Genomic DNA, 15,619 nt, shown 5'->3' with positions numbered 1-15,619 from the left:
GGCTTACGGCATGCTCGGTCTCGCCGCGCCGACGCCAGCCAAGGCCGAGGACGTGCAGGGCAAGAAGGGCGGCGTGCTGAAGGTCGCCATGTCGATCAAGGATCCCAAGGATCCACGCACCGCCGACTGGTCGGAAATTGCGAACGCCGAGCGCCAGGCGCTCGAGCCGCTGGTGAAGTACACGAAGGAGTACACCTTCGCGCCTTACCTGCTGGCAAGCTGGGATATCAACGACGACGCCACCGAATACACGCTGCATGTGCGGCCAGGCGTCGAATGGAATAACGGCGACAAGTTCACCGCCGACGACGTGATCTACAATTTCACCCGCTGGGCCGACAAGGCAGCGGAAGGCAACTCGATGCCTGGCCGCCTCGGCAGCCTGGTCGACGACGGCACCAAGAAGCTGCGCGAAGGCTCCGTGGTCAAGGTCGACGACATGACGGTCAAGCTCAAGCTGAGCAAGCCCGACATCGCCATCATCCCGAACATGTGCGATTATCCGGCACTGGTCGTGCATAAGACCTTCGATGAGAAGGGCGCCAACTTCAAGAATTGCCCGATCGGCACCGGCCCGTTCGAGCTTGTCTCCTACGATGTCGGCCAGAAGGTGGTCTACAAGCGCCGCGAGACCGGCAAGTGGTGGCAGGGCGAAGCTTTCCTCGATGGTGTCGAGTTCATCGATTACGGCACCGATCCGGCGGCGACGGTTTCGGCTTTCGAATCCGGCGAAGTCCAGACCAACCACGAAACGACCGCCGACTACATCAAGATCATCGCTGATGTCGGCGCGCCGGTTTCGGAGGTCGTCACGGCCGCCACCGTGGTGTCGCGCTTCAACATCACCCACAAGCCGTATGACAACCAGAAGGTTCGTCAGGCGATGTTGCTTGCGGTCGACAACGCCACGGTGCTGCAGCTCGGCTACGGCAATGCCGGCACCCCGGCTGAAAACCACCATGTCGCGCCGATCCATCCGGAATATGTCAAGCTGCCCGAGGTCAAGCGCGACATCGCCAAGGCCAAGCAGATGCTGACGGAAGCCGGCGTGATCGATTTCGAGCACGAACTGATCAGCAACGACGAAGACTATCACAAGAACACCACGGACGCGATCGCGGCCCAGCTGCGCGAAGCGGGCATCAAGGTGAAGCGCACCGTGCTGCCGAGCTCGACCTTCTGGAACGACTGGACGAAGTATCCGTTCTCGCAAACCAACTGGAACATGCGCCCGCTGGGCATCCAGGTCATCTCCATCGCCTATCGCTCCGGCGAAGCGTGGAACGAGACGGCCTACGCCAATCCCGACTTCGACAAGAAGGTCAACGAGGCGCTCGGCATCGCCGATGCGGAGAAGCGCAAGGTTGTGATGAAGGACATCGAGCAGACCCTGCAGGATTCCGGAATCATCATCCAGCCCTACTGGCGCAAGCTCTACATCAACATCAAGCCCGAGGTGAAGAACCACTCGATGCACCCGACCTATGAGCACGACTTCGGCAAGGTCTGGCTCGAACAGGCGTGATCCTTTTGCGATAAATATGAGGGGCGTCAGCCCCTCGTATTTGCAGCTTCGTCGCCGTTGCGTATTGTGCAACGGTGGCGGAGCCTCACAAGGTATCCGACACAGGGTTGAACCTATCTGACCCCAACCCGGCCGGCGGGGAGCGCGCATGTTCTCATTCATTGCCAGACGCATCGGCACAATTGTGCTCACGATGCTATGCCTGACGCTGGTCGTCTTCTTTCTCGTCAATCTCGAGCCCAACTTGAAGAAGCTGGCGATCAGCCAGACCGAGATGCACACGTCGGCCGAACAGCTCGAAAGCTGGCTGGTCAATCACGGCTACCGGCAGAACTTCTTTGCGCGCTACGGCCAATGGCTGGGCGTCCTGCCCAAGCAGCCGATCACCGATCCGGCCACCGGCAAGGTGACGCAGCGCTTCTCCTTCTGCAACGATCCGGTCGAGCCGAAATTCTCCGGCGTGCTGCAGGGCGATTTCGGCTGTTCGACCAAGTTCAAGACGACGGTCGCCGCCAAGCTGTTTCCGGCACTCGGCGCCACCGGCATATTGATGTTCTGGGTGCTTGCGGTGATGGTGCCGATCTCGCTGCTCATCGGCATCCTTGCCGGCATGCGCGAAGGCTCGCGAACGGACCGGACCCTGTCGGTGGCCTCCATCGCCTCGACGGCGACGCCCGAATATGTGTCGGGCGTCATCTTCACCGTCATCTTCGCCTCGTGGTTGGGCTGGCTGAACGGCTCGGCGGCATCCGCCAGCCAGGGCATCACCTTCTACAATTTCACCCTGCCGGTGATCACTCTGGCGATCTACGGCACCGGCTATATCGCGCGCATGACACGGGCCTCGATGGTCGAGGTGATGACGCAGCAGTATATCCGCACGGCCCGCCTCAAGGGCCTCTCCTTCGGCAGTGTGGTGATCAAGCACGCGCTACGCAACGCGCTGATCGCGCCTTTCACCGTCATCATGCTGCAGTTCCCGTGGCTGCTCACCGGCGTCGTCATCGTCGAGGTGATGTTCCGCTACCAGGGTTTCGGCTACACGCTGGTCGAGGCCGCCGGCAACAACGACATCGACCTTCTGCTCGGCTGCTCGCTGGTCTCGGTATTCATCGTGCTGATCACCCAACTCATCTCGGATGTCGGCTACGCGTTTCTCAATCCGCGCATCAGAGTTCAATAGGGGGCAGGGCGGATGCAGATCGAATATATCGGTGCCTTCGATGTCGTGCTCGGCGTGCTTTGGCGCTTCTGGCCGGTATGGGTCGCGCTTGTCCTGGTGATGGGCGTTAGCTTTACCTACAAGAAGAAGCTCGGGCTCTACGGCCAGCTCTTTGACAGCGGCGTCGGCATTGCCGGCGTCGGCATCTGCCTGTTCTGGCTGTTCACGGCGATCTTCGCCTCGACCATCTCGCCTTTCGATCCGCTGGCGCAGGTGTCGATCATGAAGGATACGCTGCCCGGCGCGATCGAGCCGACATCGAAGCTCGTCTACTATTTCGGCGGCGATAAGCTCGCCCGCGACGTGTTCTCGCGCATGGTCTATGGCAGCCAGATCGTGCTGATCATCGCGCCGGCGGCGACCGGTTTTGCGCTGATGGTCGGCATCACGCTCGGCCTGCCGGCCGGTTACTACGGCGGCAAGATCGACACGGTGCTGTCGTTCCTCGCCAATCTGGTGCTGGCCTTCCCGGTGATCCTTTTGTTCTACCTGCTGGTGACGCCAGGCATCATGGATACGCCTATCCCGTACGCCCTGGCGGGGCTGTTCTTCCTGTTCCCGATCATCTTCTTCTGCGTGCTGTTCTGGACCCGCTACAAGAACCGACCGGACCGGCTCTATATCCTGCTCGGCCTGACGCTCGTCATCGGGGGCTGGATCTATACGGGCCTCGTCTTCGACAAGGATCCGCTGAGGATCGTCCACATCGATCCCAACCAGCTCAACATTTTCGTGGCGGTGGTGTTCGCTTCCAGCCCCGGCGTGTTCCGCATCGTGCGCGGGCTGACCATGGATATCAAGACGCGCGACTACGTGGCGGCGGCGCAGACACGCGGTGAATCGCCCTGGTACATCATGCTGTGGGAAATCCTGCCCAATGCACGCGGACCGCTGATCGTCGATGCCTGCCTGCGCATCGGCTATACGACGATCCTGCTCGGCACGCTGGGTTATTTCGGCCTGGGGCTGGCGCCCGAGAGTCCCGACTGGGGCACCGCGATCAAGGATGCCAGCCGGCTCTTGCGCTCCTTCATCCACCCGGCGCTGCCGCCGACGATCGCGCTGATGTCGTTCGTGCTGGGCCTGAACCTTTTGGCGGATTCGCTGCGCGAACAGTCGATGAAGGATTGATGGCGGGGCTTCGGGCCCCATCTTCCAGGAAGCAAGGATTGGAGCGACCCATGAACGAGGCAGTTCGAGATCCAGCCAAGACGACCAATGGGCCGATCATCGAGATCGAGAACCTCTCGATCTCCTTCTTCACCCGCAAGGGCGAGATCCCGGCGGTGATGGACTGTTCCTGCACGGTCATGCCCGGCGAGGCGATGGGCATCGTCGGCGAATCCGGCTGCGGCAAGTCGACCGTGTCGCTCGGCATCATGCGCGACCTCTCAAACATCGGAAAGATCGTCGGCGGCCGCATCAAGTTCCAGGGCAGGGACATGGGCGAGATGTCCGACGAGGAGCTTCGGGCCATCCGTGGCAACAAGATCGCCATGATCTATCAGGAGCCGATGGCGAGCCTCAATCCGGCGATGAAGGTCGGCCAGCAATTGATGGAAGTGCCGCTGATCCACGACAAGGTCTCGAAGGAAGAGGCCCATAACCGTGCACTGGAGATGGTGCGCGCGGTCAAGCTGCCCGATCCGGAGCGCATGATGCGCTCCTATCCCCACCAGCTTTCGGGCGGCCAGCAGCAGCGCATCGTCATCGCCATGGCGCTGCTGTCGAAACCGGCGCTGCTGCTCCTCGACGAGCCGACGACGGCGCTCGACGTCACCGTCGAGGCCGGCATCGTCGAACTGGTCAAGGGACTGGGCCAGAAGTTCGGCACCTCGATGATCTTCGTGTCGCACAATCTCGGCCTCATTCTCGAGACCTGCGACAAGATCACGGTGATGTATTCCGGCGAGGCCGTCGAGACTGGCAAGATCGAGGACGTGTTCGACCGGATGCGCCACCCCTATACGCAAGGGCTGTTCCGCTCGATTCCGCTGCCCGGCGCCGACAAGAATTCGCGGCCGCTGATCTCCATTCCCGGCCAATTGCCGCTGCCGCATGAGCGGCCGAAGGGATGCAATTTCGGACCCCGCTGTCACCATTTCGTCGAGGGCGTCTGCAACGCCGCCGAAATTCCGATGGTTGCCGTCGAGGGGCATGAGGGCCATTTCTCGCGCTGCGTGCGTTTCAACGAGATCGACTGGGAAGCGCTGCCGCCCGGCGCCAAGAAGGTCAACGAAAAGGTCGAGCCCGGCGCGCCGGTGCTCAAGATCGACAATCTCAAGAAGTACTACAAGGTCGGCGGCAGCGAGGTGTTCGGCTCGAGCGAAGGCCGCGTCGTCAAGGCCAACGAGACGATTTCGTTCACCGCGCGCGAGTCCGAAACGGTCGCGATCGTCGGCGAGTCCGGCTGCGGGAAATCGACGCTCGCCAAGGTGCTTCTGGGGCTTGAGACCGCAAGCTCGGGCACCGTGACGCTGGGCAACAAGGAGATCCAGTCGACCGGCATCGAGAGCCGCAATGTCGAAACGGTGTCGTCGATCCAGATGGTTTTCCAGAACCCGTTCGACACGCTGAACCCCAGCCATACGGTCGGCTCGCAGATCATCCGCACGCTGGAGAAGTTCAATGTCGGCAAGACCGTCGCCGAGCGGCGCAAGCGCATGCTGGAGCTGCTCGACCTGGTGAAGCTGCCGCGGGCCTTCGAGACCCGCAAGCCGCGCCAGCTCTCAGGCGGCCAGAAGCAGCGCATCGGCGTGGCCCGCGCCTTCGCTGGCGACGCCAAGGTGGTGGTGGCCGACGAGCCGGTCTCGGCGCTCGACGTCTCGGTGCAGGCGGCGGTGACCGAGCTCTTGATGGACATCCAGCGCAAGAACAAGACGACGATGCTGTTCATCAGCCACGACCTGTCCGTGGTGCGCTACATCGCCGACCGTGTCGTCGTCATGTATCTCGGCTATATCGTCGAGCAGGGCACGACGGACCAGATATTCTCGCCGCCCTACCATCCCTACACCGAGGCGCTGCTCTCGGCGATCCCGATCGCCGACACCAGCGTGGTCAAGAAGCACATCGTGCTCGAAGGCGATATCCCATCGGCGATGAATCCGCCGACCGGCTGCCCCTTCCAGACGCGCTGCGGCTATAAGAAGCTGGTGCCGGACAATCTGTGCGAGACGACGGTGCCGCCGGTGAAGAATCTCGGCAACGGCCATATGAGCCTGTGCTGGCTGTCGGACGATGTCTTGGCGAAGATGGAGCCGGTCATCAAGTTCGACAAGGAGCATGCGGCACATGAAGGCGTGCCGGACGACGCGCCGCGCGGCACTGGGCCGGGCTTTGCCGGCACCCCGCCCAAGCGCCCGAGGGGCAAGAGGCCGAAGCCGAACTAAAACTTCGCCGGGTCCCGGCCTCAGTTCCCACATTGCCGCAACTGGGCGGCGTAGTCGCGGGCCATTTGGTCCGTGGCGCGCGCGTAGTTCTGCACGCCGGCATCGCCGCGATTGCCGCGTCCGTAGGCCGACCAGCCGAGATAGTAGGCGAGATAGAGACTGTAGGTGTCGTTGCGGGCGACGCCGAAAGTGTCGACGGTCTTGGAATGATACCAGCCGACGAAGTCGATGGCGTCGGCGAAACGGCTGCGGCGCGCCGCCCAGTTGCCGGTCTCCATCTGATATTGCGACCAGGTGCCGTCCAGCGCCTGCGAATAGCCCGCGGCGGTGGAGACATGTTTCCAGGGAATGAAGCCGAGCAGCTTGGTGCGCGGCGGCCGGGCGTTGCTCTTGAAGCCGGATTCCTTGCGCACCGTCGCCATCAGCACCGGAACGGGAATGCCGTATTTTTGTTCGGTGCGCTCGGCGGCGGACTGCCAGTTGTCGAACCAACCGTCATTCTGGTCGAAGACGGCGCAGACATTGTTGATGTGGCTGGGCGCCGTCGCGCAGGCCGAAAGCGCCAGCAGCACAGAGACAACGACAATTTTACTAAAACTCGAGCTAGGCATCGGAAGACGAATAGGGCGAAATCATAAAAGGAATCTTTCGAGCTTCCTTAACGCCGACCGAGGCTCCTCGATCTGGGCTCTATCGATATTTCGACGTCACTCGTCGCATTTGTCTTCATCAGAACGAAAAAATGCCGCCTTGGCTAAAATCACGCCGGCAAATGGCGAATTCCTGACAGCTCGCGCCTGACGTCGGCGCTCTGATAGACGCATGACCGAACCAAGACGAAAACGCGGCGCCGAACGGACCAGCAACCGCGGGCCCGCCCCCATTCCGCAGCTGCCGCCACGGCGCGTGGTCAACCCTTACCCGCCGATGGCGGTGCTTTCGGCCGACCAGATCGAGTCCATTCACCAGGCCTCGATGCATATTCTCGAAAGTTTCGGCATCGAGGTGATGAGCCCGCGAGCGCTCGCGCTGTTCGAACGCGCCGGCGCCAAGGTCGATCACAGCTCGATGAATGTGCGCCTCGATCGGGGCATGGTCGACGAAGCGCTGAAGACGACACAGGCCAGCTACACACTTACGCCACGCAACCCGGCTCACGCCGTTTATCTCGGCGGCAACACGATCAACTTCACGCTGGTGGCCGGGCCGCCCAATGTGCACGACATGGAGCGCGGCCGCCGCGCCGGCAATCTCGCCGACTATTGCGATCTCGTCCGGCTGGCGCAGCATTTCAACTGCATCCACATGCTGGGGAACCAGGTCTGCGCGCCGATCGAGCTGCCGGCGAATTCGCGGCACCTCGACACCTACTTCGCCAATCTGACGCTGACCGACAAATGCTTCCATGTCTCGGCGATCGGCCGGGGCAGGGCCCTGGACGGCATCGAGATGATGGCGATCGCGCGTGGCTTGACTCTAGACCAGGTCGGCCAGGACCCCGGCGTCACCACCATCATTTCCGTCAACTCGCCGCGCCGCTTCGACGAGATGATGGCCGAAGGGCTGATGACCATGGCCGAGTTCGGCCAGTCGGTGGCGGTGACGCCGTTCACGCTGATGGGCGCGATGAGCCCGGTGACGCTTGCCGGCGCGCTGGCGCAGCAAAATGCCGAGGCACTGTTCGGCATCGTGCTGACCCAGTTGGTGCGGCCCGGCGCGCCGGTGATGTATGGCGCCTTCACTTCCAATGTCGACATGAAGTCCGGCGCGCCGGCCTTCGGCACGCCGGAGAACACCAAGGCCAACATCGCCTCCGGGCAATTGGCGCGGCGCTACAATCTGCCGTACCGCACGACGCCGGGCTCGGCGTCCAATGCCGCCGATGCGCAAGGCGCCTACGAGACGCTGATGGCGCTGTGGGGCGCCGTGCTTGGCCACGGCAACCTCGTCTATCATGCCGCCGGCTGGCAGGAGGGCGGACTGACGGCCTCATTCGAAAAACTCATCATCGATGTCGAGATGATGCAGCACATGATGGAATTCCTGCGGCCGATCGTGGTCGACGAAGGCGAATTGGCGGTCGACGCATTGGGCGCCGTGCCCACCGGCGGCCACTTCTTCGGCGAGCCGCATACGCTTGAACGCTATGCCACCGCCTTCTATCAGCCGATGCTCTCCAACTGGCAGAACTACGAGGCCTGGCAGGAGGCCGGCGCGCTCGATGCCACGGCGCGCGCGACCCGGCTCTGGAAGAAGGCGCTGGAAGAGTACGTTCAGCCGACAATGGACCCAGCCGTGCGCGAGGCGCTTGAAGCCTATATGGCGCGCCGCAAGGAAGCGATCGGGCAGGGCGAGCCGTGACGGTTTTGGAACGCTGGCGCCGCCCCTCATCCGCCTTCCGGCACCTTCTCCCCGTGAAGGACGGGGAGAAGGGAAGCGCTACAGCGCTGGCCCTCTCCCCGTTTTTCACGGGGAGAGGTTAAGGGTGAGGGACAGCGCCGACGTTTGAGGAGAGACATGCCTCTCATCCTGAATCCACTCAATCATCCAATTCCCCGAAGTAACGAGAAGAACCCATGAAGTCGCATGCAAAGGTCGTGGTCATCGGCGGAGGTGTCGTAGGATGTTCCGTGCTGTTCCATCTTGCCCGCCACGGCTGGACGGACGTGGTGCTTCTGGAGCGCGACGAGCTGACCTCGGGCTCGACCTGGCATGCGGCCGGCGGCATGCACACCATCAACGGCGATCCCAACGTCGCCAAGCTGCAGAAATACACGATCTCCCTCTACAAGGAGATCGAGGAGCTTTCCGGCCAGGCGACGGGGGTGCATCTGACCGGCGGCGTGCTCTTGGCAGCAACCGAGGCGCGGCTCGACTGGCTGCGCGGCGTCGTCTCCAAGGGCCGCTATCTCGGCATCGACCTCGAGGTGATCTCGGCGAAGGAAGCGGCCGAGTTGATGCCGCTCATCGATCCGAAGCAATTCGTCGGCGCCGTGCGCAACAAGGAGGACGGCCATCTCGATCCCTCCGGCGTCACCCACGCTTACGCCAAGGCGGCGCGGAAGCTGGGCGCGGAAGTGGAGCGCTTCACCAAGGTCGAGGACATCGTGCGCCGGCCCGACGGGCTGTGGCGCGTCATCACCAACAGGGGCGATGTGATCACCGAGCAGGTCGTCAACGCCGGCGGGCTTTGGGCGCGCGAGGTCGGCCGCATGGTCGGGCTCGAACTGCCGGTGCTCGCCATGGAGCACATGTATCTGATCACCGAGGACATGCCGGAGGTCGCCGACTGGAACAAGAAGACCGGCACGGAAATCATCCATGCGGTCGACTTCGACGGCGAGATCTATCTGCGCCAGGAGCGCGGCGGCATGCTGATGGGCACCTACGAGAAAGCCAACAAGGTCTGGTCCGAATTCTCCACACCCTGGAATTTCGGCCACGAGCTGTTGGAGCCGGATATCGACCGTATCGCGCCCTCGCTCGAAGTCGGCTTCCGTCACTTCCCGGCCTTTCAGAAAACCGGGATCAAGCAGATCATCAATGGCCCCTTCACCTTTGCGCCGGATGGCAATCCGCTGGTCGGTCCGGTGCGCGGCCTGCCGGGCTTCTGGGTCGCCTGCGGCGTCATGGCGGGTTTTTCTCAAGGCGGCGGTGTTGGCCTGGCGCTCTCAAACTGGATGATCGAGGGTGATCCCGGCGCCGATATCTGGGCGATGGACGTGGCGCGCTACGGCGACTGGGCGACGATGACCTACACCAACGCCAAGGTGCGCGAGAATTACTCGCGCCGCTTCTCGATCCGCTTCCCGAACGAGGAACTGCCGGCCGGACGGCCGCTGAAGACAACGCCCCTTTACGACACATTGTCGGCCAAAGGCGCGCAATGGGGCGTCGCCTTTGGGCTGGAAGTGCCGCTCTGGTATACGCCCGAAGGCGTCAAGGACGAGTTCTCGTGGCGGAGGTCGACCGATTTCGACCATGTCGGCAGCGAAGTGGCCGCCGTCCGCAACGGCGTCGGCCTCTCGGAGATCTCGAGCTTCGCCAAGTACAAGGTGACGGGCGAGGGGGCGGCAGCCTGGCTCGACCGTCTGCTTGCCTGCAGGCTGCCCAAGCCCGGCCGCATGACGCTGGCGCCGATGCTGAAGGAAGACGGCAAGCTGATCGGCGATTTCACGCTCGCCAACATCGACGACAGCGACTGGTTCATCGCCGGCTCCGGCGTCGCCGAGCAGTACCATATGCGCTGGTTCGAAGCGCATCTTCCGAAGGACGGCTCGGTGGAGATAAAATTGCTGGGGCAGAAGCTCACCGGCCTTGCCATCGCCGGGCCGAAGGCGAGGGCGGTGCTGGCCAAGGTCACCCGCGCCGACGTCTCCAGCGCGGCGTTCCCATTCATGGCCGTCGCCAGGATGGATATCGGCATGGCGCCGTGTCTTGTCGGCCGCGTCAGCTACACCGGCGATCTCGGCTATGAGATCTGGGTGGCGCCGGAATATCAGCGCGCCGCCTACCAGGCGCTGGTCAAAGCGGGCGAGGAATTCGGCATCGGCCTGTTCGGCTCACGCGCGCTCAATGCGCTCAGGCTCGAAAAGAATTACGGCTCATGGGCGCGCGAATACCGGCCGATCTACGGACCGGTCGAGGCCGGGCTCGACCGTTTCGTCGCCTATGGCAAGGAGGCCGACTTCATCGGCAAGGAAGCAGCACTTGCCGAGCGCAAGCAGGGCGGCAAGCTCCGGCTGCGCGCCTTCATCGTCGAGACCACTGATGCCGATGTCATCGGTGACGAGGCGATCTGGCATGACGGCGTCGTGCGCGGCTGGGTCACGTCCGGCGGCTATGCGCACAATTCGAAGACGTCGGTCGCCATGGGCTATGTGCCGAAGGAGATCGCCGACAGGCCGGACGGCTTCGAGATCGAGATCCTCGGCAAGCGGCATGCGGCACGCATTCAGTCCGCGCCGCTGTTCGATGCCAATTTCGAGCGGATGCGCGCCTGAAAAACAGGCGCGCGTCCGCACAGGGCATCAGGCGCCGCGGCGGTTGTCGAGCGCGAAAGCGCCGGGACCGGCAAAGACCAGATAGAGGAAAATGAAACAGAACGAGATCGCCGCGTCGCCGCCATTGTTGACGGGGAAGAAGTCGCGCGGGAAATGCGCCATGAAATAGGCGATGGCCATCTCGCCGCAGAGCAGAAAGGCCACGGGGCGGGTCAACAGCCCCAGCGCCAGCAGGGCGCCGCCGGCGAATTCGAGGATTGCCGAGGTCAGCGCGAGCCCCGTCAGCGCCCCGGCATGGGCGCCGGCGGGGAAATTGAACAGCTTCTGGGTGCCGTGCTCGGTGAACTGCAAGGCGGTCATGATGCGAAGCACGCCCAGCGCCTGCGGCTGATAGCGGGAGAGACCTTCAAAAAGCTTCATCTAAACTCCATCTTGCCCTTCCGGAGCGCCATAAATTATTGCCCGGAAATGGACTATTCACTTCCCGTGGCCTGCCATCAAAAATCGGTGAGTGGGCATGGTTTCATCTCTTCTGGCCCATTCTCGCCATGGTTGCAATCATCTCTTATAAGTTGTATTGATGCCGGATACACCAACTGTCCGGGGAATCCATTCGCCATGAAAAAATTCGCCATCAGCTTCTTCGCACTCCTTGCAGGCACCAGCTTCGCCATAGCTGCCGATGCCGGTTGTGATGCCTTCAAATGGCCGGTGACACGCGAGCAGGCCCTGTTTCCGTCAGCGTCCGCGGCCCAGTCCGGCGCGGCCCTGACAGTCGGGCAAGCGTCGGATTTCGCGCTTGCAGCGGTCGACACGATCGGCTTTGAAGTTCCGCCGGGACGTGCACCGGCAGCCGGCACGTTCGGCGCGATGGCAAGCGTGACCGTACCGGCTGAAGGTGAGCTCCAGTTCAGCCTGTCCGATGAGGTCTGGATCGATGTCGTCCAAGACGGCCGCGCCGTGAAGTCGGCGGGCTTCAGCCGCGCGAAGACCTGCCCAGGCATTCGCAAGAGCGTGCGCTTCAAGCTGTCGGCCGGTCCGGCCACCGTGCAGCTCAGCGGCGCCAAGAAGGCCGATCTCAAAGTGGCGGTGCTGACGCCGGAGTGACGCCCAAGAGGGCGACGCCGGCGCCGGGCCAGCGCTCCCCTCTGCCCGGCCCGACCTCCGCAGCAGCTGCGCCGCGGCTGCGGAGGATGGACCGGATATCTGCCCCACAAGGGGGCGGCAGTTTCTACCGCCCAGGCGCCAGCAGCGCGAAATGCGCGCCCTGCGGGTCCTGGCATTGGATGATCCACTGCGCGCTCGGCACCTCCATCGGCCCCATCAATACCTTGCCGCCATTGTCGGTGACACGCTTGGCGGCGGCGTCGATCGCGTCGACGTTGAAATAGAACTGCCAGACCGGGACCGGGATCTGCGGCGGCTTGTTCATCATGCCGCCGCCGGATTCGGGGCCGGCGCCGAAGGTCTGGTAGATGCCCATCTCGCCCATGTCGAACTGACCGGCGCTCTCCCAGCCGAACTGGCTGGAATAGAAGTCGAAAGCGGCTTTCCAGTCCGAGGTGTAGAGCTCGTGCCAGCCGACATGGCCGGGCGTGGTAGCGGGTACCGGCGGCTGCTCGGGCTGGTTGGGCTGCAGGAACATGAAGGTCGCGCCCTGCGGGTCGGCGACGACGGCGAAGCGACCGACGCCGGGAATATCATCCGGCGCGCGATGAACGGCACCGCCGGCCTCCTTGAGCGCCTTCGTCGAGGCATCGATGTCCTTGGTGTAGATGTAACCAAGCCAGGCCGGCGGCATGCCCATCATGGCGGCATCCTTTGGCATCGTCATCAAACCGCCGACGCCGCGCAGGCTGGAATTCATCACGATATAGCGCGGCATGCCCGGCGCCTTGTCGAAGGGCTCGGCCCGCCAGCCGACGACAGCAGTATAAAAAGCCTCGGCGGCGTCGAGGTCGGTGGTCATCAGTTCGTACCAGAAGAAGGGTTTTGCGGCATTCGGCATGGTCGGTCTCCTCACCGGTTCAGGCAGCGATCGCGGTTCCGATCCATCGTAGGACGATCTCGGCGACAGAAATCCGACATCTGGACCAGAAATCGAGAACGGCAAGGCGCTCATGCATGTCACTCAAAAATGCGCAGCGGTTTTGGGCGGCCGACACGCATCAAAATCGGAGCTTGAAGCGCGTCGGCCTATCCGTTCTGCGCGAAGCGCCTAGGAACCGTGATCTTGCATGGCCCGGGGTTTTAGCCTTTGCTGCGGGCAACGAGGGGCTGTCTTCCATGCGTGAATGTCGCTTACGCCCGAGAGTGGCTTTGTGCCATCGCGAGGAGCTCGACCCTGGTCCGAGCGGGGACTGGACCCAGCTTAACGACGACGATTTCCGCGCGCTCGCCTCGCGCCTGTCAGACGAGGCCGACGAGGGGCCGCTCTGGGTGTTCGCTTATGGCTCGCTGATCTGGAAGCCGGCGTTGGAATCCATCGAGCAACGCCGCGCCTCCGCCTATGGCTGGCATCGCTCCTTCTGCCTCGACATGGTGCGCTGGCGAGGCAGCGCCGCGCAGCCGGGGTTGATGATGCTCGAGCGCGGCGGCCGTTGTGACGGCGTCATCTATCGTCTGCCGGACGGCGAGAAGCCCGCCCAGATCGAGAGATTGCTGCGGCGAGAAATCGACGATCATGAAAGCGTCAGCTCGGTCCGGTGGGTTCCGGTACGCACGGCGCAAGGATCGCTGCGAAGCGCTGGGCTTCTGGATCGGGGTGACGGGTAGGGGCACGTCGCTCAGGCAGCCGCTCGAAAGGGTGGCGAAGACACTGGCACACGCATGCGGCCATGTAGGTTCCGGCGCCGAATATCTTTACTACACCGTCAGCCACCTCGAAACATTCGGCATCCATGACCGCAATCTGTTGCGCCTGCAGGAACTCGTGGCAGACGAGATCAGGTCGATCCATCCCTCCAGGATTGAAAGCGCTGAACCGACAGACATCGGCGTGGCGATAATATGAGTACGACTATCATGTTTGTCCAAGCAATACAGCAGCTTGGCCGAAAATTGACCAATTGATAAAAAAATAAAACGTGCTAGCCTTCCTCAAAACAAACAAGGGGAACTGGAATGGCGACTGGTCATTTCATCGAAGGCATAGCCGGCGGCCGGCTGTCTGCGGAGCAATACGCCGATAATTTTTCCGACCTGCACCCGCCGCTCGATCACCACGAGGCGCTGGTTGAGGCCGATCGCTGCTATTTCTGCTACGATGCGCCGTGCATGAATGCATGCCCGACCTCGATCGATATCCCGATGTTCATCCGGCAGATCGCGACCGGCAATCCGCTGGGCTCGGCCAAGACCATCTTCGACCAGAACATTCTTGGCGGCATGTGCGCCCGCGTCTGCCCAACGGAGACGCTGTGCGAAGAGGTCTGCGTGCGTGAGGTGGCGGAGGGCAAGCCGGTGCAGATCGGCCGCCTGCAGCGCTATGCGACCGACGTCGCGATGGATGAGGGCAAGCAGTTCTACAAGCGCGCCGAACCGACCGGAAAAACGGTCGCCGTGGTCGGCGCCGGGCCAGCGGGCTTGGCGGCGGCCCATCGCTTGGCCCGCCACGGCCACGATGTGACGATCCTCGAAGCGCGGCCGAAGGCTGGCGGCCTCAATGAATACGGCATCGCGGCTTACAAGAGCGTCGACGATTTCGCTCAGGCCGAGGTCGACTACGTCACCGCGATCGGCGGCATCGACATCCAGAACGGCAAAGCGCTCGGACGGGACTTCCAGCTTTCCGACCTGATCCGCAACTACGATGCGGTGTTCCTTGGCCTCGGGCTCGGCGGCGTCAATGCGCTGCGCGCCGCAGGCGAGGATACGGATGGCGTCGCCAACGCGGTCGAGTTCATCGCCGAACTCAGGCAGGCAAGCGACCTTTCCAGCCTGCCGGTCGGCCGCCGCGTCGTCGTCATCGGCGGCGGCATGACGGCGATCGACGCCGCGGTGCAGTCGAAGCTGCTCGGCGCCGAGGAGGTGACGATCTGCTACCGGCGCGGCCAGGAGCATATGAATGCCTCCGGCTTCGAGCAGGATCTGGCCGCCGCGAACGGCGTCACGATCCGCCACTGGCTGCAGCCGAAGCGCGTCATCGCCGAGAACGGCAAAGTGTCGGCGATCGAGCTCGAATACACAGCCATGAATGGCGACAAGCTCGCCGGTACCGGCGAAATGCTGAGGCTCAACGCCGACCAGGTGTTCAAGGCGATTGGCCAGAGCTTTGTGCCGGCTCATCTCAACGGCAGCGTTGCCTCCATCGAGCTCGATGGCGGCCGCATCAGGGTCGATGCCGAGGGCCGCACCTCGCTGGCGAAAGTCTGGGCGGGCGGCGACTGCATCTTCGGCGGCGACGACCTGACGGTCTCGGCCGTGGCGCAAGGCCGCGACGCCGCCGAATCCATCCACCGGGCACTGACCTCTAACG

At 63.1% G+C, this 15,619-nt stretch carries 11 protein-coding genes and 1 pseudogene; 9 read left to right on the top strand and 3 right to left on the bottom strand.

Annotation, left to right across the window (positions count from 1 at the left end):
- The 4 genes from EOA60_RS02300 to EOA60_RS02285 form a co-directional block, all read left to right on the top strand.
- The coding region (locus EOA60_RS02300; RefSeq protein ID WP_164899166.1) for an ABC transporter substrate-binding protein at positions 1–1,525 on the top strand (1,525 nt) is incomplete at its 5' end.
- A gap of 148 nt (positions 1,526–1,673) precedes the next feature.
- Positions 1,674–2,708 (top strand): ABC transporter permease, encoded by a 1,035-nt coding sequence (locus tag EOA60_RS02295; protein ID WP_095824958.1) that lies wholly within the window; start codon positions 1,674–1,676, stop codon positions 2,706–2,708.
- Between the two features lie 12 nt (positions 2,709–2,720).
- A complete protein-coding gene (locus EOA60_RS02290) occupies positions 2,721–3,878 on the top strand; it encodes an ABC transporter permease (RefSeq protein WP_066990564.1) in 1,158 nt (385 codons plus the stop codon).
- A 50-nt stretch (positions 3,879–3,928) separates the two neighbouring features.
- Positions 3,929–6,139, top strand: coding sequence for an ABC transporter ATP-binding protein (locus EOA60_RS02285; RefSeq protein ID WP_128311041.1), 2,211 nt, complete (start codon positions 3,929–3,931; stop codon positions 6,137–6,139).
- 20 nt (positions 6,140–6,159) lie between these two features.
- Here EOA60_RS02285 and EOA60_RS02280 read toward each other — a convergent pair whose 3' ends face one another.
- Complete coding sequence (locus EOA60_RS02280; protein WP_127334898.1) at positions 6,160–6,750, bottom strand: transglycosylase SLT domain-containing protein; 591 nt, start codon at positions 6,748–6,750, stop codon at positions 6,160–6,162.
- A 211-nt stretch (positions 6,751–6,961) separates the two neighbouring features.
- Here EOA60_RS02280 and EOA60_RS02275 point away from each other — a divergent pair, with 211 nt between their 5' ends.
- The gene (locus tag EOA60_RS02275; RefSeq protein WP_127334899.1) at positions 6,962–8,500 is read left to right on the top strand and encodes a trimethylamine methyltransferase family protein; all 1,539 of its coding nucleotides are present in this window, start codon (positions 6,962–6,964) and stop codon (positions 8,498–8,500) included.
- A 215-nt stretch (positions 8,501–8,715) separates the two neighbouring features.
- Positions 8,716–11,142, top strand: a complete 2,427-nt coding sequence (locus EOA60_RS02270; RefSeq protein WP_127334900.1) for an FAD-dependent oxidoreductase — start codon at positions 8,716–8,718, stop codon at positions 11,140–11,142.
- 27 nt (positions 11,143–11,169) lie between these two features.
- On the opposite strand, the gene EOA60_RS02265 is transcribed toward EOA60_RS02270, so the two are convergent.
- Positions 11,170–11,562 (bottom strand): DoxX family protein, encoded by a 393-nt coding sequence (locus tag EOA60_RS02265; protein WP_127334901.1) that lies wholly within the window; start codon positions 11,560–11,562, stop codon positions 11,170–11,172.
- Between the two features lie 48 nt (positions 11,563–11,610).
- On the opposite strand from EOA60_RS02265, the gene EOA60_RS02260 reads away from it, so the two are divergent.
- Complete coding sequence (locus EOA60_RS02260) at positions 11,611–12,249, top strand: hypothetical protein (protein ID WP_348627451.1); 639 nt, start codon at positions 11,611–11,613, stop codon at positions 12,247–12,249.
- Positions 12,250–12,373: 124 nt separating this feature from the next.
- On the opposite strand, the gene EOA60_RS02255 is transcribed toward EOA60_RS02260, so the two are convergent.
- The gene (locus EOA60_RS02255) at positions 12,374–13,150 is read right to left on the bottom strand and encodes a VOC family protein (RefSeq protein WP_127334902.1); all 777 of its coding nucleotides are present in this window, start codon (positions 13,148–13,150) and stop codon (positions 12,374–12,376) included.
- Between the two features lie 278 nt (positions 13,151–13,428).
- Between EOA60_RS02255 and EOA60_RS02250 the strand changes: the two are divergent.
- Positions 13,429–14,155, top strand: a pseudogene (locus tag EOA60_RS02250) (gamma-glutamylcyclotransferase).
- Between the two features lie 110 nt (positions 14,156–14,265).
- On the top strand, positions 14,266–15,619 hold a 1,354-nt coding region (locus tag EOA60_RS02245; protein WP_164899165.1), incomplete at its 3' end, for an NAD(P)-dependent oxidoreductase.

Origin of the sequence: Mesorhizobium sp. M1A.F.Ca.IN.020.06.1.1, assembly GCF_004023265.1 — a bacterium.
Taxonomy (GTDB): Bacteria; Pseudomonadota; Alphaproteobacteria; order Rhizobiales; family Rhizobiaceae; genus Mesorhizobium.
The sequence above is the reverse complement of the archived record's forward strand: the minus strand, read 5'-3'. Positions and strand labels throughout refer to the sequence as shown.

Coding starts and splice junctions, on each gene's coding strand:
- EOA60_RS02295 (WP_095824958.1), top strand. CDS start 1,674: ATGTTCTCATTCATTGCCAGACGCATCGGCACAATTGTGCTCACGATG.
- EOA60_RS02290 (WP_066990564.1), top strand. CDS start 2,721: ATGCAGATCGAATATATCGGTGCCTTCGATGTCGTGCTCGGCGTGCTT.
- EOA60_RS02285 (WP_128311041.1), top strand. CDS start 3,929: ATGAACGAGGCAGTTCGAGATCCAGCCAAGACGACCAATGGGCCGATC.
- EOA60_RS02280 (WP_127334898.1), bottom strand. CDS start 6,750: ATGCCTAGCTCGAGTTTTAGTAAAATTGTCGTTGTCTCTGTGCTGCTG.
- EOA60_RS02275 (WP_127334899.1), top strand. CDS start 6,962: ATGACCGAACCAAGACGAAAACGCGGCGCCGAACGGACCAGCAACCGC.
- EOA60_RS02270 (WP_127334900.1), top strand. CDS start 8,716: ATGAAGTCGCATGCAAAGGTCGTGGTCATCGGCGGAGGTGTCGTAGGA.
- EOA60_RS02265 (WP_127334901.1), bottom strand. CDS start 11,562: ATGAAGCTTTTTGAAGGTCTCTCCCGCTATCAGCCGCAGGCGCTGGGC.
- EOA60_RS02260 (WP_348627451.1), top strand. CDS start 11,611: ATGGACTATTCACTTCCCGTGGCCTGCCATCAAAAATCGGTGAGTGGG.
- EOA60_RS02255 (WP_127334902.1), bottom strand. CDS start 13,150: ATGCCGAATGCCGCAAAACCCTTCTTCTGGTACGAACTGATGACCACC.